The sequence below is a fragment of the Parvibaculum sp. genome, from assembly GCF_030651915.1.
Classification (GTDB): Bacteria; Pseudomonadota; Alphaproteobacteria; order Parvibaculales; family Parvibaculaceae; genus Parvibaculum.
This window is the reverse complement of record NZ_JAUSBV010000004.1, coordinates 121086-145520: the sequence shown is the minus strand read 5'-3', so window position 1 is coordinate 145520 and position 24435 is coordinate 121086. Positions and strand designations below refer to the sequence as shown.

22 protein-coding genes are annotated in these 24435 nt (G+C 62.1%); 6 read left to right on the top strand and 16 right to left on the bottom strand.

The window, feature by feature from the left end; translation table 11 throughout:
* Window positions 1-2: 2 nt before the first annotated feature.
* A complete protein-coding gene (locus tag Q7V31_RS04430) occupies window positions 3-785 on the top strand; it encodes a YdcF family protein (RefSeq protein ID WP_304732632.1) in 783 nt (260 codons plus the stop codon).
* 29 nt (window positions 786-814) lie between these two features.
* Here Q7V31_RS04430 and Q7V31_RS04425 read toward each other — a convergent pair whose 3' ends face one another.
* The 7 genes from Q7V31_RS04425 to galU all read right to left on the bottom strand — a co-directional run bounded on the left by Q7V31_RS04425 (window position 815) and on the right by galU (window position 8311).
* Window positions 815-2155, bottom strand: a complete 1341-nt coding sequence (locus tag Q7V31_RS04425) for a sugar transferase (RefSeq protein WP_304732631.1) — start codon at window positions 2153-2155, stop codon at window positions 815-817.
* A 333-nt stretch (window positions 2156-2488) separates the two neighbouring features.
* Entirely contained in the window at window positions 2489-3805 is a 1317-nt protein-coding gene (locus Q7V31_RS04420) for a UDP-glucose/GDP-mannose dehydrogenase family protein (RefSeq protein WP_304732630.1), read from the bottom strand.
* Between the two features lie 73 nt (window positions 3806-3878).
* A complete protein-coding gene (rfbA, locus tag Q7V31_RS04415; protein WP_304732629.1) occupies window positions 3879-4748 on the bottom strand; it encodes a glucose-1-phosphate thymidylyltransferase RfbA in 870 nt (289 codons plus the stop codon).
* A gap of 28 nt (window positions 4749-4776) precedes the next feature.
* A complete protein-coding gene (rfbD, locus tag Q7V31_RS04410) occupies window positions 4777-5691 on the bottom strand; it encodes a dTDP-4-dehydrorhamnose reductase (protein ID WP_304732628.1) in 915 nt (304 codons plus the stop codon).
* Window positions 5692-5697: 6 nt separating this feature from the next.
* Window positions 5698-6759 (bottom strand): dTDP-glucose 4,6-dehydratase, encoded by a 1062-nt coding sequence (gene rfbB / locus Q7V31_RS04405; protein WP_304732627.1) that lies wholly within the window; start codon window positions 6757-6759, stop codon window positions 5698-5700.
* A gap of 40 nt (window positions 6760-6799) precedes the next feature.
* On the bottom strand, window positions 6800-7369 hold the full coding sequence (gene rfbC / locus Q7V31_RS04400) for a dTDP-4-dehydrorhamnose 3,5-epimerase (protein WP_304732626.1): 570 nt from the start codon (window positions 7367-7369) through the stop codon (window positions 6800-6802).
* Window positions 7370-7432: 63 nt separating this feature from the next.
* The gene (gene galU / locus Q7V31_RS04395) at window positions 7433-8311 is read right to left on the bottom strand and encodes a UTP--glucose-1-phosphate uridylyltransferase GalU (protein WP_304732625.1); all 879 of its coding nucleotides are present in this window, start codon (window positions 8309-8311) and stop codon (window positions 7433-7435) included.
* A gap of 253 nt (window positions 8312-8564) precedes the next feature.
* Between galU and gmd the strand changes: the two genes are divergently transcribed.
* The 3 genes from gmd (at window position 8565) to Q7V31_RS04380 (ending at window position 11800) form a co-directional block, all read left to right on the top strand.
* Window positions 8565-9638, top strand: a complete 1074-nt coding sequence (gmd, locus tag Q7V31_RS04390) for a GDP-mannose 4,6-dehydratase (RefSeq protein WP_304732624.1) — start codon at window positions 8565-8567, stop codon at window positions 9636-9638.
* A 136-nt stretch (window positions 9639-9774) separates the two neighbouring features.
* Window positions 9775-11220, top strand: a complete 1446-nt coding sequence (locus Q7V31_RS04385; protein WP_304732623.1) for a mannose-1-phosphate guanylyltransferase/mannose-6-phosphate isomerase — start codon at window positions 9775-9777, stop codon at window positions 11218-11220.
* A 127-nt stretch (window positions 11221-11347) separates the two neighbouring features.
* Entirely contained in the window at window positions 11348-11800 is a 453-nt protein-coding gene (locus Q7V31_RS04380) for a VanZ family protein (protein ID WP_304732622.1), read from the top strand.
* A 50-nt stretch (window positions 11801-11850) separates the two neighbouring features.
* Here the strand turns inward: Q7V31_RS04380 and Q7V31_RS04375 are convergent, their stop codons facing one another.
* From Q7V31_RS04375 to wbaP, 7 genes are all read right to left on the bottom strand, one after another.
* Entirely contained in the window at window positions 11851-12555 is a 705-nt protein-coding gene (locus tag Q7V31_RS04375) for a glycosyltransferase (RefSeq protein WP_304732621.1), read from the bottom strand.
* The gene (locus Q7V31_RS04370; RefSeq protein WP_304732620.1) at window positions 12528-13613 is read right to left on the bottom strand and encodes an N-acetylneuraminate synthase family protein; all 1086 of its coding nucleotides are present in this window, start codon (window positions 13611-13613) and stop codon (window positions 12528-12530) included. The genes Q7V31_RS04375 and Q7V31_RS04370 overlap by 28 nt, the downstream gene beginning before the upstream one ends.
* Window positions 13610-14476: a sugar nucleotide-binding protein gene (locus tag Q7V31_RS04365; protein WP_304732619.1), complete on the bottom strand. Its 867-nt coding sequence runs from the start codon at window positions 14474-14476 to the stop codon at window positions 13610-13612. The genes Q7V31_RS04370 and Q7V31_RS04365 overlap by 4 nt, the downstream gene beginning before the upstream one ends.
* Before the next feature lie 58 nt (window positions 14477-14534).
* Window positions 14535-15149 (bottom strand): pseudaminic acid biosynthesis-associated methylase, encoded by a 615-nt coding sequence (locus Q7V31_RS04360; protein ID WP_304732618.1) that lies wholly within the window; start codon window positions 15147-15149, stop codon window positions 14535-14537.
* Between the two features lie 36 nt (window positions 15150-15185).
* A complete protein-coding gene (locus Q7V31_RS04355; protein WP_304732617.1) occupies window positions 15186-15902 on the bottom strand; it encodes a glycosyltransferase family protein in 717 nt (238 codons plus the stop codon).
* Window positions 15899-16900 (bottom strand): UDP-N-acetylglucosamine 4,6-dehydratase (inverting), encoded by a 1002-nt coding sequence (gene pseB / locus Q7V31_RS04350; RefSeq protein WP_304732616.1) that lies wholly within the window; start codon window positions 16898-16900, stop codon window positions 15899-15901. Before pseB ends, Q7V31_RS04355 begins: the two co-directional genes overlap by 4 nt.
* A 270-nt stretch (window positions 16901-17170) precedes the next feature.
* Entirely contained in the window at window positions 17171-18724 is a 1554-nt protein-coding gene (gene wbaP / locus Q7V31_RS04345) for an undecaprenyl-phosphate galactose phosphotransferase WbaP (protein ID WP_304732615.1), read from the bottom strand.
* Window positions 18725-18860: 136 nt separating this feature from the next.
* Here wbaP and galT point away from each other — a divergent pair, with 136 nt between their 5' ends.
* Both galT and galK read left to right on the top strand, forming a co-directional pair.
* Entirely contained in the window at window positions 18861-19919 is a 1059-nt protein-coding gene (gene galT, locus Q7V31_RS04340; RefSeq protein WP_304732614.1) for a galactose-1-phosphate uridylyltransferase, read from the top strand.
* Window positions 19916-20959 (top strand): galactokinase, encoded by a 1044-nt coding sequence (gene galK, locus Q7V31_RS04335; protein WP_304732613.1) that lies wholly within the window; start codon window positions 19916-19918, stop codon window positions 20957-20959. Before galT ends, galK begins: the two co-directional genes overlap by 4 nt.
* A 23-nt stretch (window positions 20960-20982) precedes the next feature.
* Here galK and Q7V31_RS04330 read toward each other — a convergent pair whose 3' ends face one another.
* Window positions 20983-22554, bottom strand: coding sequence for an MHYT domain-containing protein (locus tag Q7V31_RS04330; RefSeq protein ID WP_304732612.1), 1572 nt, complete (start codon window positions 22552-22554; stop codon window positions 20983-20985).
* Window positions 22555-22632: 78 nt separating this feature from the next.
* The gene (locus Q7V31_RS04325) at window positions 22633-24321 is read right to left on the bottom strand and encodes an undecaprenyl phosphate translocase family protein (protein ID WP_304732611.1); all 1689 of its coding nucleotides are present in this window, start codon (window positions 24319-24321) and stop codon (window positions 22633-22635) included.
* Window positions 24322-24435: the final 114 nt, after the last annotated feature.

Genomic DNA, 24435 nt, shown 5'->3' with positions numbered 1-24435 from the left:
CGATGGACACATTGTTCTTCATCGGTGCGAAATTGGTCGGCTTGGCAATCCGGCCCGAGACATGGATCGTTTTGGCGCTCTGTCTGACCTTGGTCGCCATGCTTCGCGGCTGGATGCGAAGCGCCCGCGCGACACTTGGTGGTTCGCTTGCCCTTCTTGTTCTGCTCGCGGTGCTGCCGGTTGGCGATTTGCTGCTGCGGCCACTCGAAACACAATTCCCGCCAGCGCCGGTGCTGGAGCGGGTCGACGGCATCGTCGTTCTCGGCGGCGCAGAGGATGCGCGCAAGACGTCGCTTTGGGGTCAGACACAACTCAACGAAAGCGCCGAACGCCTGACCAGCGCCGTCGTATTGGCCCGGCGCTACCCGCAAGCCCGGATCCTCTTCGCCGGCGGCAGCGGGGCCCTGCGCGACGTCGCCGGCAGCGCGTATTCCGAAGCCGCCGTCGCGCGGCAGTTCTTCATCGATCAAGGGTTGCCGTCGTCGCGCCTTCTGTTCGAGAGCCGGTCGCGCAATACGGCCGAGAATGCCCGCCACAGTTTCGAACTCGCTGCGCCGGGCGTCGACGAAACATGGGTGCTGATCACCAGCGCCTTTCACATGCCCCGCGCCATGCGCAGCTTCGAGGCGGCCGGCTGGCCCGAAATAGTCGCCTATCCTGTCGATTACAGGACCGGCCGTTTCGCGGACGGTATTGGCTGGGACCTGCCGCGCAACCTCGCGCTGGTCAATACCGCGATCAAGGAGTATGCGGGGCTCATCGCCTATCGTATTACCGGTCGCTAAATTGCGAATTGCGCCGGCGGCTGCCCCAGCTAGCGCGCCCCGAAGCCCGTCAGCATGGTGCGGATCGTCTTCAGCACGATCAAGAGGTCGAGCCAGGGCGAGAAATTCTTGATGTAGTAGAAATCGTAGTGGAGCTTGCCGAGGACCTGGTCCGGCGAGGCGACATGGCCCTGCATCACCTGCGCCCAGCCTGAAATCCCCGGCCGGACGATATGGCGGTAGCGGTAAAAGGGCAGTTCCTTTTCATACCATTCCGATAGCGGCACCGCTTCGGGGCGCGGGCCGATCCAGCTCATTTCGCCGCGCAGGATGTTGATCATCTGCGGCAGTTCGTCGAGCCGCGTGCGGCGCAGGAAGCGGCCGAACCGCGTGATGCGCCGGTCGTCGTCCTGCGTCATCGCCTGCTCGCGCGCCGACTGCGCGCCATCGCGCTCCGTCGTCATGGTGCGGAACTTGTAGAGCGTGAAGACATTGCCGCGATAACCCATGCGGGCCTGGCTGAAGAGAGCCGGGCCTTTCGATTCGAGGCGGATCACAACAGCAATAGCCACCAGAAACGGCAGGGTGAGCAGGAGGGCGAGGAGGGCGCCCAGCCAGTCGATTGCCTGCTTGATCTTCAGATAGAGATCGTCGGGGTTGAGCGCGCCCAGCGTGTTTTCGGAGAGATGCTCGATCTCGACGCGGCCGGTCAGCCTTTCCTGCAGCTGCTTGACGTGGAAGACCGGCGTTCCGGCGATCGCCGTTTCGGCGATGAAGCGTTCCCATTCCGGCGAAAAATCGCTGCGCAGATCAGCAACGACGGCATTGAGGCCGCGCGGCAGGGCGCGGGATTCGCTCAGCCTTTCCCAGCGGACCGAACCGGGATCGGCCAGAGTGGCGACGCTGCCGCCCGGCACGATGCCGATCCGGTAGGTCCGGAGCCTCACCACGGCGATCGACAGGGCGGTAAACCAGATGACCGCCATCAGATAGCTCGCGCCGAAGAGATAGCGGCTGTAGTCGAGGCGCAGGAAGACAAAGAGAACCAGCACGGCGCCATAGGCCAGTGCGAAGACCGGAACCGCATAGGAAATGCCTTCCGTGCCTGGATAGTCCGTCAACCGCCGATAGAAAAAGAAACCGAGCGTCAAGGCGATGGTCGCGCCAATAATCGTGTTGGCCAGGGAGGATTGCGTCAGCGGAACATCGGCCAGGTCAAAACGGAAAGCGAGCGGCAGCAGGACGGCAAAGAGAACGCCGCCGAGAAGCTGGACGCGGTTTCTGAAGAGGGCACGCCGCAGAAAACCCGCAAGCGTCCGATCCCGCCGGTCGACCTCTGCTTGAGCCGCCGCGCTGATGCCGTCGCCTGTCGTGTCGGCACTGTCCGGCATTTTCCCCGTTCCCTTATCGCCATTTGGTCTTTCGAGATGACGATCAATATTGCAGTTGTTCATTCTAACGCGGCAGTTCTTTGTAACAATGATTACCGTTCGATTGCGCCCGACAGGCGGGTGCCATTTCGCCGCAGAGGGCAAACAGCGGTTCGTCGGCGAGGCCTGCCGGCGCTTTCCTGCCATCTCATCTAGACTGCTGAAATACGGAGTTCGACAACGCAAGGTGTTGTGTTGCTGCCCCCATCGGGGCCGTTCCTGGCGGTGAGGCTGGGCTTTGCAAGATCCCGCGGGCGGGGAGCAAGCACCGACGGTGTTTCAGGCGTCGCCGGTTTACTGCCGTTGCGACGGCCGCCCGACCGAATGATATTCAAACCCCGCCTGCGCCATTTCATCGGGCGTGTAGATGTTGCGCAGGTCGATCATCAACGGTGTCGTCAGCAGCGATTTCACGCGGTCGAGATCGAGGGCGCGGAATTCGTTCCACTCGGTCAGGATCACGACGCCATCGGCGCCTTGCATCGTTTGATAAGCATCATTTGTCCATTCGACACCTTCAAGCAGCTTCGCCGCCTCCTTCATGCCTTCCGGATCGAAGGCGATGACGCGGGCGCCGGCCTGCTGCAGCGCCGGCAGGATGTCGAGGCTTGGCGCATCGCGCATGTCGTCGGTATTGGGCTTGAAGGTGACGCCGAGGACGGCGATGCGCTTGCCCGTGACCGCGCCGCCGAAGGCCGCAATGATCTTTTCGGCCATGCGCTTCTTGCGGCGGTCATTGGCGCCGACGACCGCCTCGACGATACTGACCGGCGTTGCGAATTCACGCGCGGTCTGCAGTAAGGCCTTGGTGTCTTTCGGAAAGCAGGAGCCGCCATAGCCGGGACCGGCATGCAGGAATTTCTTGCCGATGCGGCCGTCAAGCCCGATACCGCGGGCGACATCCTGCACATTGGCGCCTGCCGCCTCGCAGAGATCGGCCATCTCGTTGATGAAGGTGATCTTGGTGGCCAGGAATGCATTGGCCGCGTATTTGGTTAGCTCCGATGTGCGCCGGTCGGTGAAGACGACCGGCGTTTCGTTGAGGAAAAGCGGCCGGTAGATGCGGCGCATCACCTCGCGCGCGCGTTCCGCGCTCGCACCGACGACGATACGGTCGGGCCGCATGAAATCGTCGATCGCCGCGCCCTCGCGCAGGAATTCAGGGTTGGAGGCGACATCGAAATCAAGGTCCTTGCGGCGGGTGCGGATCAGCGCCTCGATCCGGTCGCCGGTACCGACCGGGACGGTCGATTTGGTGACGATGACCGCGTAATGATCGAGCACATCGGCAATCTCCTCGGCGGCGGCAAATACATAGGTCAGGTCGGCATGGCCGTCGCCGCGGCGGCTCGGCGTGCCGACGGCGATGAAGACGGCATCCGCATCCTTCAGCGCCGGCGCGAGTTCGGTGGTGAAACTCAGCCGGCCCGATTCCACGTTGCTTGCCACAAGCGTTTCAAGACCCGGCTCGAAGATCGGAATTTCGCCCTTGCGCAGGCGATCGATCTTGGCCGCGTCCTTGTCGACGCAGACGACGTTGTGGCCAAATTCGGCAAAGCAGGTCCCTGAAACGAGGCCCACATAGCCGGTGCCGATCATCGCCACTTTCATCGTTCACCCCTGACTGTCATCGGCCGGATGCCGGTCTGTCCCGCACCCGGCTGGACAGGCGTCATTGCGATATCTATCTGTTTTTGACCAGCGCGCGCAAATAGCTGCCATAGCTGCTCTTGCCGACGCTGCGGGCGGCCGCCAGCAATTGTTCGGCGTCGATATAGCCCATGCGGTAGGCGACTTCTTCCGGGCTGCCGATCTTCAGGTTCTGGCGCTCCTCGATCGTCTCGACGAATTGCGCGGCCTGCAGCAGCGACTGGTGGGTGCCGGTGTCGAGCCAGGTGAAGCCCCGGCCCAGCAGCTCGACCGTCAATTCGCCGCGCTTCAGATACATCTCGTTCAGTGTCGTGATTTCGAGCTCGCCGCGCGCGGAAGGCCGGACCTCGGCCGCCATGTCGCAGACATGGGAATCGTAGAAATAGAGCCCGGTCACCGCATGGTTCGATTTCGGTTTTTCGGGCTTTTCCTCGATCGAGATCGCCTTGCCGGCCTCATCGAAGGCGACAACGCCGTAGCGTTCCGGATCGCGGACCCAATAGCCGAAGACCGTCGCGCCCTTGCCCGGCCGCGCCGCACGTTGAAGGATCGCCGAGAGGCCATTGCCGTAGAAAATATTGTCGCCCAGCACCAGCGCGCAGCGCCCGCCACCGACGAAATCGCGACCAATGATGAAGGCCTGGGCAAGGCCTTCGGGTTTGGGCTGCACGGCATAGGAAATCGAAATGCCCCATTGGCTGCCGTCCTCCAGCAGATGTTCGAAGGCGGCGGCATCCTGCGGTGTCGTGATCACCAGAATATCGCGAATGCCGGCCAGCATCAGGGTCGTCAGCGGATAATAGATCATCGGCTTGTCATAGACCGGCAGCAATTGCTTCGACACGGCCCTGGTCACGGGGTAAAGCCGCGTGCCGCTTCCGCCCGCCAGGATGATGCCCTTCATATGTCTCGTACCTTTTGCTGTCTCATGTTCAGTGGTCCGGCGTCAGGAGCCTGTCGAGCACGTCGTCGAGGGCTTCCGTCCAGGGCCGCGGGACGATCCCGAAATCATGGGTGAGCTTCGTGCAATCGAGCGCCGAATTTTCCGGACGCCGTGCCGGGGTCGGATAGGCGGATGTCGGGATCGGCCGCACGCGGGCCGAAGGCGCGCCCCGCGCGGCGGCGCCGGCCATGATCGCGCGGGCGAATTCATACCAGCTGGTCACGCCGGCGTTACAGAAATGCCAGGTGCCGCGCGGCGGCGCTTCGCCGGCCACCTGCCTGTCGAGCGACAGACGGGCCAGCGTCAGCAGAACGCGCGCGATATCGATCGCCGAGGAGGGAGACCCCTTCTGGTCGTCGACCACGGTCAGTTCGTCCCGTTCGGCGGCAAGGCGCAGCATCGTCTTGACGAAATTGCTGCCACAGGGGCTAAAGACCCAGGCCGTGCGCAGGATGATGTGGTTCTCGGTGGCGCGACGGAGTGCCGCTTCGCCCTCGGCCTTGCTCTTGCCATAGACGCCGAGCGGGGCCAGCGGATCTTCTTCCCGCCAGGGACGGGCGGCCGAGCCGTCGAAGACATAATCGGTCGAGATATGAAGCAGCGGTATGCCGGCCCGATCGCAGGCGGCACCCAGAAGGCCCGGCGCATGGGCGTTGATTTCATGCGCGAGGTCCGGCTCGCTTTCGGCGCGGTCGACGGCCGTCCAGGCGGCTGCATTGATGACGATGTCGGGTTTCAGCGATGCGATTGCAGCATCGATCGCGGCCCGGTCAGTGATGTCGAGTTCGGCGCGCGTGGTTCCGATGGCCGCAAAGCCATGGGCTGCGGCTCGCGCGATCAGCTTCGTTCCAATCTGGCCGCCGGCGCCGGTCACCAGCAGGCGTCTTGTGCGCGGTTCGGTCATGTTTCTTTAATCCGCGTCGATCAGGCCAAGACGCTCGCCGCGATAGAGGCCGGAGCGAACGCGTTCCCACCAGTCCCGGTTCTGCAAATACCACTCGACGGTCTTGCGCAGCCCGCTTTCGAAATTTTCCTGCGGTTGCCAGCCGAGCTCGCGGGCGATTTTCGAGGCGTCGATCGCGTAACGCGCATCATGGCCCGGCCGATCGGTGACATGAGCGATCAGCTTCTCATGCGGGCCATGCGGCGATCCCGGCTGCAGCTCGTCGAGCAGGCGGCAGATCGTTCGCACGACATCGATATTGGTGCGTTCGGCATTTCCGCCGACATTGTAGCTCTCGCCGATGATTCCTCTCGTTGCAATGGCGATCAGCGCCTCCGCGTGATCGTCGACATGCAGCCAGTCGCGTATCTGCAGACCGCTGCCATAGACCGGGAGTGGCTTTCCCTCGAGCGCGTTCAGGATGACGAGCGGGATCAGTTTTTCGGGGAACTGACAGGGACCGTAATTGTTCGAGCAATTGCTGACCACGGTCGGCAGACCGAAGGTTTCGCGCCAGGCGCGCACCAGATGATCCGAGCCCGCTTTCGAGGCGGAGTAAGGCGAGTTCGGCGCGTAGTGACTTTCCTCGGTGAAGGCGCCTGTCGGTCCCAGCGAGCCGAAGACCTCGTCGGTCGAGATGTGATGAAAGCGGAAGCGGGCCTTCGCCGCGCCCTCCAGACCTTCCCACCAGGCTCGTGCGACTTCCAGCAGATTGGCGGTGCCGACGACATTGGTTTCGATGAAGGCGGCCGGGCCATCGATCGAGCGATCGACATGGGTTTCGGCGGCCAGATGCATGATGATGTCGGGACGGAAGTCTTCGACGGCCCGGCGCAGTGCTGGCAGATCGCGAATGTCGGTCGGCGAGAAATGGTAGCGGATGTTCCGCGATACGCCGGCCAGCGAATCGAGATTGCCCGCATAGGTCAGGCAATCGATGTTCAGCACTTCATGCCCAGTTTGACCGATCAGCCGGCGGATAACCGCCGAACCGATGAACCCCGCACCACCCGTCACTGCAAAACGCATCGAACAATCCCCGTTTATCTCTCGCCCGTTCCGGTCCCGATCAGTCCGCCCCATAGACGAAAGGCGGGTTGATATCGGCCAGGCGCGGAAGCCGGAGGTCCTTTTCCGACAGTGTGGCCTTGTCCGGCGCGACCGGCCAGTCGATCGCAATATCCGGATCGTTCCATACTATCCCCGCATCATGGGATTGCGAATAATACGCATCCACCTTGTAAAAAACGCGGGTATCCGGCGCAAGCGTGCAGAAACCATGGGCAAAGCCCTTCGGCACCAGAAGCTGCCGCCCGTCCACGGCGCTGAGCGTCGCGGCGACATGGCGGCCGTAGGTCGGCGATCCGCGCCTGAGATCGACGGCGACGTCGAGGACGGCACCGGTCAGAACGCGCACCAGTTTCGTCTGCGCGAAATCCGGTGCCTGGAAATGCAGGGCGCGGACGGTGCCGGGCGCGGCCGAGAGCGACTCATTGTCCTGAATGAAGTCGATGTCGATGCCGGCCTCCGCCATTGCGCGGCGGTTGAAGGTTTCCGAAAACCAGCCGCGTGCATCGCCGAAACGGCGCGGCTTCAGGATCCGTACTCCGGGAATGGCGGTTTCTTCGACTTCGATCACGTCTTGCTTTTTCCCCTGATTTCTTGCCCGGCCTTTTTATGGTCGGGAAAAACTCCCCCGTCCTTAACGGCTGACCAGCCCATCCAGAATAGGGCGGAAGGCCGGCGCAATGTCCGGACGTGCCAGCGCCAGCGCCACATTGGCGGTCAGAAAGCCGATCTTGTCACCGCAATCATAGGTCGTACCTTCGAAGCGATAGGCGTGGAAAGCTTGTTCGGCCACCAGTGCAATCATTGCGTCGGTCAGCTGGATTTCGCCACCGGCACCGGGCTTCTGGGTCGCCAGTTTTTCGAAGATTTCAGGCTGCAGTATATAGCGTCCGGAAATGATCAGATTGGACGGGGCCTCTTCCCGTTTCGGTTTCTCGACCATGCCAGCGATGCGATGGGTGCGTTCGTCGAGCTTCTGCTCGAGCGCCACGACACCATAGCGATGGACATGTTCATGCGGCACTTCCTCAACCGCGATCACATTGCCGCCATGGATGCGATAGACATCCATCATCTGGGCGAAGCAACCACGCGGTGCGTGGATCAGCATGTCGGGGAGAGCCAGGGCGAAAGGCTCGTCGCCGACAATGTCGCGCGCGCACCAGACGGCGTGGCCGAGGCCCAGCGGCTCCTGCTGGCGGACGAAGCTGGCGGCACCGGCGGTCGGTCTTGATGCCTCGAGCTGGGCGATTTCGGCCGTCTTGCCGCGTGCCTTCAACGTCGCTTCAAGCTCGTAGGCGACGTCGAAATGATCCTCGATTGCGCCCTTGCCGCGCCCGGTCACGAAGACGAAATGCTCGATGCCGGCCTCGATCGCTTCCTCGACCGCATACTGGATCACCGGCTTGTCGACGACGGTCAGCATTTCCTTCGGGACCGCCTTGGTCGCGGGCAGGAAGCGGGTGCCGAGACCGGCGACCGGGAAAACGGCTTTTCGGGGCATCTGGGTCATGAGCGGGGAATCCAGGCGGGGTTGTCGTCTAAGTACTTAATATCAGTACCTTATTTGAAAGTCTCGGGTCTCTTCTGGCATGGCGGGGCGGCAGCGGCAAGCGCCGAAGCCGCCGACTGTTCCCGTTCCGGCAAAATCCATGTATCTAGAGCCCGTTACGGGTCGGGGCCAGGGCACAAGGGCACCGCGGATTTCAGTATTGGCCGGTCAGGATTGGCCGGCCGCGGACGGTATTTGCAGGAGACAGTCGGGCATGACCAAGCGGGTCGCGTTAATCACGGGCATTACAGGCCAGGACGGGAGCTACCTGGCCGATCTCCTGATCGACAAGGGCTATGACGTGCATGGGCTGATGCGCCGCTCTTCTTCCTTCAACACCGACCGGATCAACCATCTCTATGGCGAGGAGCGGGGCGCCAATTCCGATCTCAAGATGCATTTCGGCGACATGACCGATGGATCGAGCCTGTTCCGCGTCCTGAAGGAAGTGAAACCCGACGAGGTCTACAATCTTGCCGCCCAGAGCCATGTGAAGGTCAGTTTCGACAAACCCGAATACACCACCGACGTCAATGCAACCGGTGTGCTGCGGATTCTCGAGGCGATCCGCCTGCTCGATATGGGCGAGAGCGTGCGCTTCTACCAGGCGTCGACGTCCGAGCTTTTCGGCAATGTGCAGGAGACGCCGCAGAGCGAGACGACGCCGTTCCGGCCGCGCAGCCCTTATGCGATCTCGAAGCATTTCGCCTTCCAGACGGTCGTCAATTATCGCGAGGCCTATGGCTTCCACGCCTCGAACGGGATCCTTTTCAATCATGAAGGCCCCAATCGTGGCGAAACCTTTGTCAGCCGCAAGATCACGCGCGCGGCGGCGGCCATTCATCACGGCCTGCAGGACCGGCTCTATCTCGGCAACATCAATTCGCGGCGCGACTGGGGTCATGCGCGCGATTATGTCGAGGGCATGTGGCGGATGCTGCAGCGGGAGCGGGCCGGCGATTATGTGCTGGCGACCGGTGAGGAACATTCGGTGCGCGATTTCGTCGAGCTCGCCTTCGACATGGTCGGGCGTCCGCTCGAATGGGACGGTGCCGGCATCGAGGAAAAGGGGATCGATCGCAAGACGGGCAAGACGCTGATCGAGGTCGATCCGTCCTTCTACCGTCCGGCCGAAGTCAATTCGCTGGTCGGCAATGCCGCGAAAGCACGCGACGAGCTCGGCTGGGTTCACAAGACCAGCTTTGCCGAGCTTGTGACCGAGATGGTCGAGGCTGACATGCGCCGTGCGGCCGGCAGCGTTGCGTTCAACGGGGCGGTCCGGGCCTGACACCGGCGCCGTTAACCAGAATGGCGGCGTTGCGTGGAATTTCCTGTCCGGGCGCCGTAGTCTTGGGCACAGGGACCCGGGATCCGGGTTCGCAATTGACGCGGCTGTTGGCGCCGCAAGGACAAAGGCGGCGGCGATGAGCAGTATCACCCTCTATCCGGTGATCCTTTCAGGCGGCGTCGGCTCGCGGCTCTGGCCGACCTCGCGCGCGCTCTACCCCAAGCAGTTGCTGCCGCTTGTCTCCGCGCATTCCATGCTGGTCGAAACGGTGCTCCGTGTGACGGGGCCGTCGCCGTTTGCCGCGCCCCTCATCGTCTCCAATGATGCGCAGCGTTTCATCATCGCCCAGCAGATGCAGGAGGCGGGCCTCAAGCCTCTGGCGCATATCCTGGAACCGGAAGGCCGCAACACCGCGCCTGCCGCGGCTGCGGCCGCGGCCTTCGTTCAGGGCCTTGATCCGCAGGGTATTCTGCTACTTCTGCCGGCCGATCATCATATCGGCGATGTTGCGGGTTTTCATCGCGCGGTTGCGGCGGGTGCTGAACTCGCGCAGGCCGGCAAGCTCGTCACTTTCGGCGTCGTTCCTTCGGCGCCTGAGACCGGTTACGGCTATATCAAGCGCGGGAAAGCGATCGAGGGCAGTACGGGCTTTGCGGTCGCACGTTTCGTCGAGAAACCCGATCAGGCGACCGCCGAACGTTATCTCGCCGAAGGTGGCTATGACTGGAATGCCGGCATCTTCATGTTCCGTGCCGACCGGATTCTCGATGAGATGCGGATGCATTGCCCCGAGATTGCCGCGCATGCCGGAGAAGCGGTTGCGCGAGCCGCTTGCGATCTCGATTTCCTGCGCCTCGATGCCGCGGCTTTTGCCGCCTGTCCGTCCGACTCCATCGACTATGCGGTGATGGAACGGACGGCCGAAGCGGCGGTCATCCCCGTCGAGATGGGCTGGAGCGATATCGGCTCATGGGGCGCACTGTGGGAGATCGGCGCGAAGGATGCGGCCGGCAATGTGACGGTCGGCGATGTGATCGCAGAAGAGACGCGCGACAGTTATATCCGGTCCGAACACGGACTGGTCGCGACGCTCGGCGTTGACAATCTCGTCATTGTCGATACGGGCGATGTGTTGCTGGTCGCGGCGCGCGACCGTGTGCAGGACGTCAAGAAAATCGTCGAACGCGTCGCCGGTGCCGGACGGAGCGAGCACAACGCGCATCGCCGCGTTCACCGGCCCTGGGGGTTCTATGAAAGCCTCGATGCCGGCGAGCGGCACCAGGTCAAGCATCTGATGGTGCATCCGGGTGCGGCGCTTTCGTTGCAGATGCATCACCAGCGCGCCGAGCACTGGGTTGTCGTCAAGGGCCGCGCGCAGGTGACGGTCGGCGAGGAGACCCGGATGCTTGAAGAGAACCAATCAGTCTATATTCCGGTTGGAACGAAGCACCGCCTCGAGAATCCCGGCAGCGCACCGCTCTCGATCATCGAGGTGCAGTCGGGCGCCTATCTCGGCGAGGACGATATTGTCCGTTTCGACGATGTCTATGGTCGTGAGGTGAACAAGCCCGCCGCGGAGTAGAGCGACCACCCGTCCATGTTGCAGGTCTTTCCATCTCTTGCGCCTGACTTTTGCGCCTGACTTTTGCGCCCGGCCGGCACCGACCCTTTCGACCGATGCGATCCCGTTACGAGAGAGCCTTATGCGCTTGAGCGATCCCCATAGTCTTCGCCGCATCCGGATGCTGCTCGCGCTTGTCTGGCTGGCGCTCGGGCTTGCTGTTCTGGCCGGCTCGCTGATCCCGGATCTCGGGCCGTCATCCCTGAAAATTCCGCTTCCCCATGCCGACAAGCTTGTGCATTTTTTAGCCTGGGCGCTGCTGGCGGGCTTCGCGCCACCGCTGCTTGTGCGTGTGGCATCGCGGGCGGCTGCGGCCTCGGGTCTTTTCCTGCTGAGCGGTGCTATCGAGCTTGTCCAGGCCTTCCTTCCGACGCGGTCGGCCTCTTTCGGCGATCTTGCCGCGAACGGGCTCGGCATCGCGGTCGGGACCATTGCCGGGGTCCTTGTCGCGATGCTGCTGGCACGCCGGTCCCGTCCGGTGGCGACCGGGCTTGCATTCGATGCAGGCGACGGTCTGTTCGCTCCGGGCAAGGCCCGCTGAAGGCGCCGCTCAGACCGGCGCGGCATCCCCTTGCGTATCGGCTCTGCGCCCTACCGGCGTCCATCCGGCTCTGTCGTTGGCTGTCCCGGTGCGTGGGATTTTGGCCGGATATCGTCACGGATCAACCGCCAGCACGCCTTGAGAATGCGCCAGTTTGCGCGCCAGCGCCGGTCGAAGCGGGGGGCGTCCCGGCGCGGCGTGCCGCTTACCGGCAGCTGGCGAAATGAAGCGCCGCGCCGCAGCGAATTGAGGGCGAGTTCCGTGCCGATCGATCCGTTGCGATCGAAGCCGCCATTGTCCGAGTAGAGGCGCAGGTCGTACCCCTTCATGCCGCAGAGTATGTCGTCAACGCCGAAGCGGGCCTTGACATAGAGACCCATGATCGTCTCGGCCAGGCGCTGCTTGCGCGGTCTGACGCCGAGGACGAGCGGCACCTGCCCTGTTTCGAGAATGTCCCGGAAGTCTGCGATCAGGCCCGGATCGTGTTCGCCATCCGCGTCCATGGTGATCGCAAACTCGAAGCCCATCCCCATCGCCTTCTCGAAGGCCCGGTTCAATGATCCTTCGTATCCAAGATTCACGATGTTGTGCACCACGACAGCGCCGGCGGCGGTCGCGCGCGCGGCCGTATCGTCGGGCGAACAGTCGTCGACCACGATAACCCGCGCCTGCCTGACGGCCGCCGCGACGACGGTAGAGATTGTTCCGCCTTCCCGATGGGCCGGGATCAGGACCGCGGTTCGATGTCGCTCCACAGCAACTCCTTTCCCGCGTCCTTGGCCGTTGTGAGGCGTTTGCCAAGCACGCTGGAAATTGCACTGGGGGGGATGGCGCCTTCAGGACAAGGCCGCAAGGCTTCCAGATGGTCTTCCGAAAGAACGGTTCCTGCCGGCAAGGCGTTCCGCAACCGCAGGGCGCGCCGCTGGATGACGACCGTTTCCATCTCATTGGCCTCGACCCGCTTGACGCCGTCGCCAAGCGCGGCCTCGAGTTCACGCGTCGCGTCGACCATGGTTCGCCAGGTGACCGGATCGAGCGCAAAGGCGTGATCGGGCCCCTCGCGCGCGGTGTCGTCGGTGAAATGCTTCTCGACGACGCGCGCGCCGAGCGCCACGGCGCCCAGCACAGCCGAATGGCCGGATGTGTGATCGGAGAAACCCAGAACCAGACCCGGCCAGCGCGCGGCGAAAGTCTGCAGAACGCGCAAATTGACATACCGGAAATTCTCGGCGCTTCCCGTGTAGTTCGTGTTGCATTGCATGAGGCAAAGCGCGTCGTTGTGCTTCAACACCAGTGCGACGGCTTCCTCGACTTCCGGCATGGCTGCTGCCCCGCAGGCAAGGAGCACGGGCCTTCCCGTCCGCGCCATCTGCTCGATGGCGCCATGGTGGGTAATATCGCCCGATCCAACCTTGAAGGCGGGCACGATGTCGCGAAACATTTCGATTGCTTCGGCGTCGTAGGGTGTGGTCATGAAATCAATGTCCGCCTGCCGGCAAGCTTCGACAAGCTCCTGTGTCCACTCGCGACGCGTGTGATACTGGTCATAGACTTCGGTCACGGACTTGCTCCATTTCGCCTGATGCGAAACCTGACCGGCCGGCCCTTCGAAGCCGACCTTGCTGACGATCTTGTCGGCAAGGAAATGCTGGAACTTGGCGCAATCGGCACCAGCCTCCTTCGCGCGCCAGATCAGGTCTTTTGCCCGCCCCAGATCGCCATCGTGGTTGGCGGCAATATCGGCGATGAAATAGGTCGGCGACTCGAGGGAAATCTCGCGGGTGCCGATGCGAAGCGAGGTCCGATAGTTCATGGGTGGCCTTCCCCGTGCTGTTTCAGGACTGAGGCAACGACTTCTTCAAGCGTCGGCAAATGATAACCGAGAACCTGTTCGGCGCGCCCGACGTCAAGTCCGAGCTGGCTGGCGCGCCGTGTTGCAAGTTCGCCGATGGAACCGGCAACCGCGGATGTCAGCGTAACATCGAGTTGGCGCGCGATCTCGCGAAGAAACGTCTCTTTTGTGTAGACTTCGCCGGCGGCGAGGTTGAAGAGCCCCGTTGCTCCAGCCTCGATCATGTCGAGCGCCGCCCCCGCAAATGTCCGGACATCGATGGATGATGACCATGCATCGTTGAAGAGCGTGGCGGGGCGGTCATGCACCGCCACGTCGATTGCCCATTCGGCGAAAGTCGGCCGTTCCCATCGACGAATGCCAACGATGCTGGTGCGCAGGACCAGCGCAAGTGGCGCGGTCAGGGCGAGGGCTTCGCCGGCATATTTCGTGCGCGCATACTCGTTCACGAGCATGACGGGTGCCCGCTCGTCATGTGCTGCGGCACGGCCGTCCAGATAATAATGGTCGGTCGAAATGTGGACCAGCCTGCCCCCGGTTCGTGACGACCAGTCCGCCAGAAAGGCAAGCGGGCGGGCATTGATGCGCCAGGCAGCTGCCGGGTCGTGTTCGCAGGCGTCGATATCCGTGAGGGCAGCGGTGTTGACGACGATTTCGGGCGCTTCGGCCGCAAGCGTCGAGGCCAGAGCGGCCTCGTCGGCAATATCGAGCACGATCGGCGCATCACGCCGGGCCGCCTCTAGAATTGTGTGGCCGCGACGGCGCCATTCGGGCGCGATGGCCTGACCGAGAAGCCCTGTGCTGCCGAGCAGGAGCACTTTCATTGCTGCTTGTCCCGCATCGCGGAACACGGAACATATGCCGAAGCGTGCCGATGGCCGCTTATTTCTCCAGCAAAAACCATGTTATGTCATCTTGTGGAAAATAATTATCCCGATGGTAGACAAAGCCATAGTCAAGCAGTCGCATTCCGAACTTGTCCATGATCTCGCCAGCGAAATCCCGCTTGAACAACCGGTCTTCGTTGCCCCGGTAGGTCACAACCATGGGGCTGGGATTGTAGTACTCGCACACCAGGACATAGCGCGACGACAATGCGTGAAGATTGCGATAGACCTGATCCAGCTTTCCCGGATTGATGTGGATCAGTACGGTCTTGGTGAAGGCGAGGTCATAGGTTCGACCGGCAGCCAGATCTTCGAGTATTGTACCTTGGACAATATTGGCAATTTCGAGCGCCCGTGCAGTCGATGCAGCTGTTTCGTTGATTTCGTAGCCGCAAAGCTCAAAACCCGCATTTATCCGTTTCAGCGCTTGCAGATTCAGGCCGATATTGCACCCGAGTTCGACGATGGATTTTACATCGGGCGCTGATTTCAGTATGCGCGCAAAGAGCGCCAAATTCGACGTGACAATATGCTCGCCCTGATTGCGGTCGATATATTCGTCGCCGAACGAGCCTGTCCAGAAGCGTTCCTGTTCGGTTTGAAATGCCATCGTCATACCTTTGTTATGCGTTTTCCGGCAGATCGTTCATCGCTGACGGCGTATCGCATTGATTGCGTTCAGATCCTGATGTTCCCTGGAGATTCGCAGGGTCTCCCGCCATGGCGGCGTGTCTCTGCCCAGCAGCGGAAACAAGGCACGACAGAACTCCAGATCCTCCGGATAGTCGAGCGTCCAGCGAAGCTTGCCGAGCTCGGGGTCCGGGCCGTCGAGCGACAGGCGGCGAATGCCTGGCGCGCGGCGCAGCCATGGCGTCACATGTTCGCGGTCATATTCCTCGGTCGCTTCCTTCCAGGCGCGTGCCAAGGCATCGAACCTGAAGGCTTCGCAGTCGAGGCCGTGCGGATAGCGATGCGAAAAATTATTGGCGGCATAGTCGGCGCTGTCGTCGGCGAGCAACATTGCCAGAACCTCGCCGCAAAGTCCGGGATCGATCAGTGGGCAATCGCTGGTGACTCGCATGACGATATCGGCCTTAAGGCTCTGCGCGGCCTGATGATAGCGGTCGAGCACGTCGAGCTCGGCGCCGCGAACCACAACGGCGCCACAACGCTCCGCCTCGGCGGCGACGGCATCATGGCGATCGCCTTCCGGAATGGCGCAACAGACCTTGTCGGTGCCCGGAATGGCGGCGCATCTTGTCAGGACATGGTCGAGGACGGTCGTTCCGCCAAGCTCCATCAACACTTTTCCGGGCAAGCGCGTCGATGTCATGCGCGCCTGAACGATCACTGCCTTTGTCATTCCGCGGCCCGAGCGTTGTAGGTCGCGATCTCCTCGGCAGTGAGAAAGCGATGGTTCGTGCCCGAATTGTACTCAAAGCCCTGCTCGACAATTTTACCTTTTTCGCCGCGCCGGTTCATCTGGTAGTCGGCGTCGCCGTTGAAGAACTTGATGGTCGGGCGGATGACATAGTGATCGTCGAATTCGACGGTGAGATGTGAATCGTCGGCCGGGCACATGATTTCATGCAGTTTCTCGCCGGGGCGTATGCCGATAGTTCTGGTCGGCATTCCCGGGGCCATGGCGGCCGCCAGATCGGTGATCCGGATCGACGGGATCTTGGGTACAAAGATCTCACCGCCATGCATGCGCTGAAGATTGTCGAGCACGAAATCGACGCCCTCCTGCAGCGTGATCCAGAAACGCGTCATCCGTTCGTCGGTGATCGGCAACTCCTTTGCGCCGTCCTGGATAAGCTTGGCGAAGAAGGGAACCACCGAGCCGCGCGAGCCGACGACATTGCCGTAGCGGACAACCGAAAACCGTGTCGGCGCGTTGCCGACCATGTTGTTGGCCGCCACGAAGAGCTTGTCGGAAGCAAGTTTGGTTGCGCCGTAGAGATTGATCGGGTTGGCGGCCTTGTCGGTCGACAGGGCCATGACATGCCCAACCCCGTTCTCGATCGCGGCCTTGATCACGTTTTCGGCGCCGTGAATGTTGGTCTTGATACATTCCATCGGGTTGTATTCGGCGGCCGGGACCTGCTTCAGGGCTGCCGCATGGATCACGATGTCGACACCCTGCATGGCCTGACGCAACCGCTCGCCGTCCCGTACGTCACCGATGAAGTAACGCATTTCCGGTCCGTCGAATTGCTGAGCCATCTCGAACTGCTTCAGCTCGTCGCGGGAGTAGATCACGAGGCGTCGTGGTCCATGCCGCTCGATCAACGTGCGGGTAAACTTCTTCCCGAACGATCCCGTTCCGCCCGTAATCAGGATCGATTTTTTTGCAATCATGGCTTCGGCTCTGCCTTTTCCCGAATGATTCGCGCTTTGGCACCCGCCCATAGTCGCACGGCGTGCCCCAACGGACCCTTCATTCTTGCCTTAATTAGCCTTTCCGAAAGGTTACCAGCCGCCGATCGCATGCGCCGCGTGCGGTCGATGGTCGCTGACGGGCGGGACTAACCCACTGATTTTATTGTTTGGAGAGCGGAATGGAAAAGCCGGCGACCTTTCGGTCGCCGGCGCTGTCATTGTTATGGCCGTTCGGCAGGTTCCGGTGCTTCAGCAGGCTCCCTGGCGCAGCAGCACGGCGGGCAGCGTCTTGAACATGATCGCGATGTCCTGCCAGAGCGACCAGTTCTTCACATACCAGGCGTCGAGCTGGACGCGGCGCAGATAGGTCGTGTCGTTGCGGCCGCTGACCTGCCAGAGGCCGGTGATGCCGGGTTTGGCCGAGAGGTAATATTCCGCGTCCTCGCCGTAGCGCAGCACTTCCGGGTAGGTGACCGGGCGCGGACCGACAAGGCTCATCTCGCCGCGGATCACGTTCAGGAGCTGCGGCAGCTCGTCGAGGCTCGTCTTGCGCAGGAAGGCGCCGACCGGCGTGATGCGCGGGTCGTCGCGGAGCTTCTGGTCGCGGGCCCACTCGGCCGCGCGCAGCGGATCGCTTTCGAGTATTTCCTTCAGGATCGCATCGCCATCGACATGCATGGTGCGGAATTTCCGGCACAGGAACTCACGGCCTTTCTCGCCGACGCGGCGGTGACCGAAGAAGGCCGGCCCACCATCGAGGCGGATCAGCGCCGAAACAGCCCAGAAGAAGGGCGACAGCGCCATCAGCGCCAGCGAGGCAACGATAAGATCGAAGCTGCGCTTGACGAGGCGCGCCATCGGCCGATTCAGATTGTCGGCCAATGTCAGCATGACGAGGTCGTGGCTGAAGAAATTGCCGGTTTCGAGCGCCATCACGCCGATGCCCTTGACCGGCGGAATGATTGAAAAGGCGATGCGGGCGCGGTGCAGCGCGCGCAGGATGTGGTCGAGTCTGGCCATTTCCTCGGGCGAGGGCGCCAACACCACGAACCGGGCGCCATAGCCGTTGCAGGCAAGGCTCAGCGCCGCCGAGAGCTGGCCGCCGGCGCGGTAGAGCAAGCTGCCGGGATTGACGGCATTGGTCTCCGACGTCAATTCGGCGAGGTCGACCGTGCCGGCAATTTCGTAGCCCAGATAGGGCTCCGATTCGAGTACCTGCGCGGCTTCATCGGTGTTCTCTTTCGAGCCGATCAGCAGCACCGGCGCGGTCCAGCCGCCGTACCGCTTCAGCACATGTCTCATTGCGATACGCGCAACCGGCACCAGGATCAGCGCCCAGAACCATGCCTGGAGCATCCAGAGGCGGGAGAAGTAGTCCTTGGTCAGATAAAGCAGGAAACCATCGACCAGCGCGACCAGGGCAATCGCCTTGACGATTTCCTTGGCTTCCGCCCAGAAGGGGGTGCGCTTCGAATAATGGCCTTTTGCGGCCCACCAGAGGACCGGCAGCATCAGAAGGAAGCCGATACGGACCAGGCGGCTTGTCAGTTCCTCGGCGCCCAAGGCACCGAATTCAGTGTTAAAGAGCTGAATATTGACGCCAAAAGCGACGAGGCCAGCAATCAGTTGCGCCAGCACCAGGGCGCCCATGTCGCCCAGCAGCAGCATGAAGCGGTCGGCCAGCGGCGTCAGGCGCGAGCCTGCGGCCTCAGCGCGCGCGGTGGCATCCGCGATGGCCGGAAAAGGCGGGGCAACGGGGGTTGCGGCCTCGAAAGCGGAAATCTGTTTGTTCAGTGCGGTCACGATACTCACGCCAACAATGTGTCCGAATGCGACAATTGCTTCGTGAGTGCGCAAGTTGTGCGCCAGAATAGCCCCGTACCGATTTGAGCTTTCGTTTCCGGTTAATGCCGGGTTAATGCAAGGGCGGAGCCCCCGATTGTTTACGTTCAGACGACATGCGATGCCGGGCGGGCGGGAGCTTTTGCTCTATGGCCGCCAGCCACACGACATGCAGCCTCTTGCCGCCCTGCCGGCCGAACCGCCAGCCAGCGCACCCTATCTGCGCTGGCATCCGCTTCTCGGCGAGTGGGTTGCCTATGCCGGCGCGCGGCAGGGACGAACATTTCTGCCCGACGCGTCGGCCTGTCCGTTATGTCCGGCGGATGCCGGGCGCCTCGGCGAAATTCCCTTTGCCGATTTTGAGATCGCCGTCTTCGAGAACCGGTTTCCGGCGCTGACCGCAGGAGAGGGCGGCGTTGCGCCCATTGATGGGATTTCTGTATCGGCGGCAAAGGGGCGCTGTGAGGTTGTGGTGTTTTCGGCCGATCACGGGTCGGGGTTGGGGGCGCTGCCGCTTGATCGGCTGGCGCTGTTAATCGAGGTTTGGGGCGCACGGGTCAAGGCGCTGCGCGACGAAGCGGGATTTGCCTTCGTACTGCCGTTCGAGAACCGGGGCGAGGAAATCGGTGTCACGCTGCATCATCCGCATGGGCAGATTTATGCCTTCTCCTTCGTGCCCCAGCGTGCCTTGATGGCCGCCAAAGCGCAGGTAGAAGCGCCGGTCGTCGTCCGTCTCATCGACGAACTACCGCGCGCGTTGTTGCTCGACGAAGAAGAGGCGGCTCTGTCTTTCGTGCCGCCTTTTGCCATGTATCCGTTCGAGACCTGGCTGGCGCCGCGCCGTCGCGTCGCGGGTCCGGATGCGCTTTCAGCGATCGAAACGGAATCGCTGGCGCGTCTTTTGGGTCGTGCCGTGCGGCGGCTTGATGGGCTCTTCGGGCGGCCCATGCCCTATATTCTGACGGTGCAAGCCGCGCCGCGTGGTTTTGAAGACAGCTTCCACATGACCATCGAGATCCGGCCATTCCGGCGCGACAGCAACAAGCTGAAATTTCTTGCCGGCGTTGAACTCGGCGCCGGGGTCTTTCTCGTCGATGTTTCGCCGGAGCAGGCGGCCGCGCGATTGAAAGCCGTCGATCCGGAGGCTGGCCGATGAGGGAAGCGTTCGACCGCGCGTTCGGCCATTCGCCCGCCGTGGCGGCGTCGGCGCCCGGCCGGGTCAATCTGATCGGCGACCACACGGACTATGCGGAGGGTTTCTGCCTGCCGATGCCGCTGCCGCTCGAAACCCATGTGGCGTTGGCGCCCGCCGCAAGCTTTCGCGCCCGGAGCGAGGCGATGGCTGCGACACTTGCCTTCGATCCCTATGGCCCGCCGCGCGGCGACTGGACCGATTATATTGCCGGCCCGCTGGCTGAACTGGCAAAGACCGGTTTTGAGGTGCCTCCGGTCGAGATCCTTGTGCGCTCGTCGGTTCCGGCGGGCGCCGGTCTTTCGTCCTCGGCGGCACTTGAGGTTGCCACCCTGCGCGCTGTGCTGGCACTGACCGGTCAGCGTCTTTCCGATGGTGAGATCGCGCGCCTCGCGCAGGCGGGCGAGAACAATTATTGCGGTGTCCAATGTGGCATTCTCGACCAGATGGCGAGCGCTGCGGGACGGCGCGGGCATGCATTGCTGCTCGATTGCAGGACAAATACCGGCCGGCGAGTGCCGGTGCCGTCGGCGTTCCATTTCAACATCGTGCATTGCGGCGCGCCACGGCGTCTCGTCGATGGCGCCTACAACGCGCGACGCAAGGCGACGGCCGATGCCGCCCGTCATCTCGGTCTGCCGATGTTGCGCGATGCGGATGCGTCAGGCCTTGCGGCGCTGACCGATGGCGAGATGCTGAAGCGCGCACGTCATGTCGTGACCGAGAATGCGCGGGTACTTGCCGCGGTCGCGGCGCTGGAGGCCGCGGATCTTCACAGCTTCGGTGCACTGATGAACGAAAGTCATGCTTCTCTGGCGGGCGATTTCGATGTGTCGACGCCGGCACTCGACCGGCTGGTCGAAAGCGCGCGTCGCGCTGGCGCCATCGGTGCGCGCCTCACGGGCGCAGGTTTTGGCGGTTGCATCGTTGCTTTGGTGCCGGCCGGTCTACCTGAATGGTGGCCCGGCGTGGCGGCTGCAAATCCTCACGCATGGCTTGTTTGATTGGATGGTCGATCGCGATCCGATCATCTTATGGCGTGGATTTTCGCCGGGTCTTTTACCGAGATTCTTTCTTCGGGGAAGCGCAGGCTGACCGTGGTTCCGCCGCCGGGTTCGCTTGCGATTTCGAGTGTGCCGCCGTGATGTTCCATCAGACATTTCGACAAGGGCAGTCCGAGGCCGGTGCCTTCGTATTTGCGGGCAAGATCGGAGTCGATCTGACCGAATCGTGCGAGTGCGATGGGAATGTCTTCAGTTGCGATGCCAATGCCGGTATCGACAACGCGGATCACGAGCCATCCATCTTCGATCGCGGTCGTGACGTGAACAATGCCGCCGGGCGGCGTGAATTTCACCGCGTTTGACAGCAAATTCAACAGCACTTGACGGATGCGCCGATGGTCGGCGCGAATATGCAGCAATAGACCATCCGTTTCGATGTCGAGGGTAATGTCGCCGCTTTTGGCCTGTGCCTCGACCATGTGGGCGGCGTCGTCGATTGTCTCGACGAGATCAACATTTTCTTCATTGAGCAGGAGAGCGCCCGCATCGACGCGCGTAAAGTCGAGGACATCGTTGATCAGCGACAGGAGGTGTCTTCCACTCTTGAGAATGTCGTCCGAGTAGTTTTTGTAGCGCGTGCTCCCGAGTGGGCCGAACGTTTCGGATGCCATGATTTCCGAGAAACCGAGAATTGCGCTGAGAGGCGTCCGCAGCTCGTGGCTCATCGTCGCCAGAAACTGAGACTTTGCCTGGTCGGCGGATGCGGCGGCGCCAAGTGCGACCAGAAGTTCGCGTGACGTAACCTCAAGCCTTTCCTTCGTGTCTTCGAGTTCGGCGACGTAAGCGCGCAAGCGTTCTGCTTCTTTCACCGAGCGATCGGCCAGATGACGGTCGACCGCCGATCCGATAAAGGCAAGCGCGATGATCAGCACAGTTATTGCTGCGACCGAGATCGCCACGGAATGCGCGTCCACCGCACTTTCGACAAGCGCGATGGACGGATCGGGCACGATGGAGACAGCCGTCATGCCGGTGAAGTGGAGCGTACAGATTGCAAGTGTCAGCAACGTCGCGCCGGCGATGCGTCCCTTGAGGCCGGGCACGGCGAAGAGTGTTTGCAGCGACGCTGCGCCGAGAACAACACCAAGGATGATCGAGGCGAGGACAAAATCGCGGTCCCAGACAAGATGGCCCTGGATGCTGACGGCGGCCATGCCGACATAGTGCATGGCAACGATGGCGAGACCGAGCACTGCGCCGCCGACGCCGGCGGACCGGGCGCGCGCGGCGAAGTAGAGTCCGGCTGTTGAAAGTGCCAGTGCGATGACGAGTGAGGCAAATGTCAGGCCGGGCGCATAGTTTACGAGCTCGTCCGGGCGGAAGGCCAGCATGGCGATGAAATGCGTCGCCCAGATGCCACAGCCGGCCACAACACCGGCGCCGAGAATCCAGAGCGCACGACGTCCTGGCCCGGCTTCCGCCGCATGGGCGAGAAGGCTGACCGCCGAAAAACTGGCGAGCACGCAAATGAGGCCGGCGAGGACAACCAGGCTCAGATCGTGTTCAACCGTTATGCAGTTATAAATTGTTAACATGCCCCCGCATTGGAGCACGCGCGCACTTAAGCGCCCCTTAACCTCGACTGAAACCCATGTCTTTCAACACGGGAGCAGCTAGCGAACCTGCCCTTTGCCGGGCTCGTCCGATTTCTGAGCCAGACGATCAAGCAGCTGGAAGAGCAAGGCGCCCACGACCATGGAGGCGAGGCCCAAGGCGACGCCACCGTCGAACTGAGCGGGAAAATAGGGGTGTGAGGCAACCAGTCGCATCTTCTCGTCGATCAGGGCGTATTCACGTTCCTTGAACGGCCAGACCGCCAGCAGTGAGCCGGCCAGTACGCCGATTACCGTCAGCATCGTCTGGCGTTGATAGTGCGTCAGGAGCCAGGAGATGGCTCTTGAAAAAGCCAGCGCGCCGGCAACAATGCCGGCCGCAAGCGGTACGAGAAACGAAAAATCGAGCCGGCCCAAGGCGTCGATCGTATCTGTGTACTTACCGAGAATCAGCAGCACGAAGGAGCCTGAGATTCCGGGCACCAGCATGGCGGCAATTGCGATCATGCCGCAGAGGAAGACGAACCAGATGTCGTCGGGGGTGCGAACTGGCACGAGGATCGATACGGCAAGGCCGAACGCGACGCCAATGACCAGCCAGGCCCAATGCAGCCTGCTGCCGGTACCGACATGCGATAGCAGTCCGATGATCGAAGCCGCGATCAGGCCAAAAAAGAAACCGAACATCGCTTCCGGAAATTCCGTGACCAGAACCGAAAGCGGTACGATGCGGGTAAAGATGACGATGGCGAGAATTGCGCCAATCCCCAGCGGCAGCAGAAAGAGAAAGTCGATCCGCCGCATCGCGGCGGCGATCTCACGGCGCCAAAGATGCCGGAGGAACGCCATATCGATATGCGCGATAGCGGCGATCAGCCGCTTGTAGACGCCGAGGATCAGCGCCATGGTGCCGCCGCTGACGCCGGGCACCAGATCGGCGGTGCCGATGCACATGCCGCGGAGAATCTGCCGTGTCGGATTGACGTTGTCCCGATCGGTGACGCTCATTCTCTCGACGATGCCGATCCATATGGCGAGGGCGGCATCGGTCTGCCGGACAGCGAAGCTGTAGGCCCACCAGCCGAGGGGTGTCCCGCGCACAAGGCCGATCGTCAATAGGGTCACAAAGCCGCCGCCGATCACCACATCGGTGGCCCAATGAGCGCCGGCCACGATGCGCGGCATGGCAAAAAGAAATCCGAGAACGAAGCCGAGCAGGCCGAAGCGCCAGTTGAAACCGAGCCACCACAGCACCGCGATGATCAACGTCACTGTGGCGTGGTCGCCGGGAAAGCTCGAATTGGAGCCTTCCTTGGCCAGCGACCACGGCACAATGGCCTGGATCGAATGATAGCTGTCGAGCGCGAGCGAGGGCGACAGGCGCGGAAAGGCAATGATCTCGCGCTGAAGTACAATCACGACCAAAAGGATCACCGCCGTCATGATGCCGAAGGCAACGCCGTCGCGAAAACGCGCCAGATCGCCGCGTGAGATATAGGCGAGATAGATGCCGAAGATGATCAGTGCCGAAAAATAGTCGAAACGGCGGTCGCCTGAGAGCGCCCAGATGATTGCCATCGGCTCCCAGGTGACGGTTGCATTCGAGGTGCGGAACACCCAGAGGTCGACAGCGTCCCAAAGTTCACGTGTAGCGGCGATCGGCCACCAGCTTGCGAAGAGGAGTGCCGACAGCGCCGTCCAGATCAGCAGTGTCTTCCATTGCCATGTCCTGGAAAGCGCAAATTCCATATCGGTCCCCTCGTGTCGCGAATCAATGCAGCCCCCGCCGCAATCCGGTCCGGGATTTTATATTCAGGTCGCTGAAATGACACAAAAATCGAGAATTTCCATGCTGTGGACGGC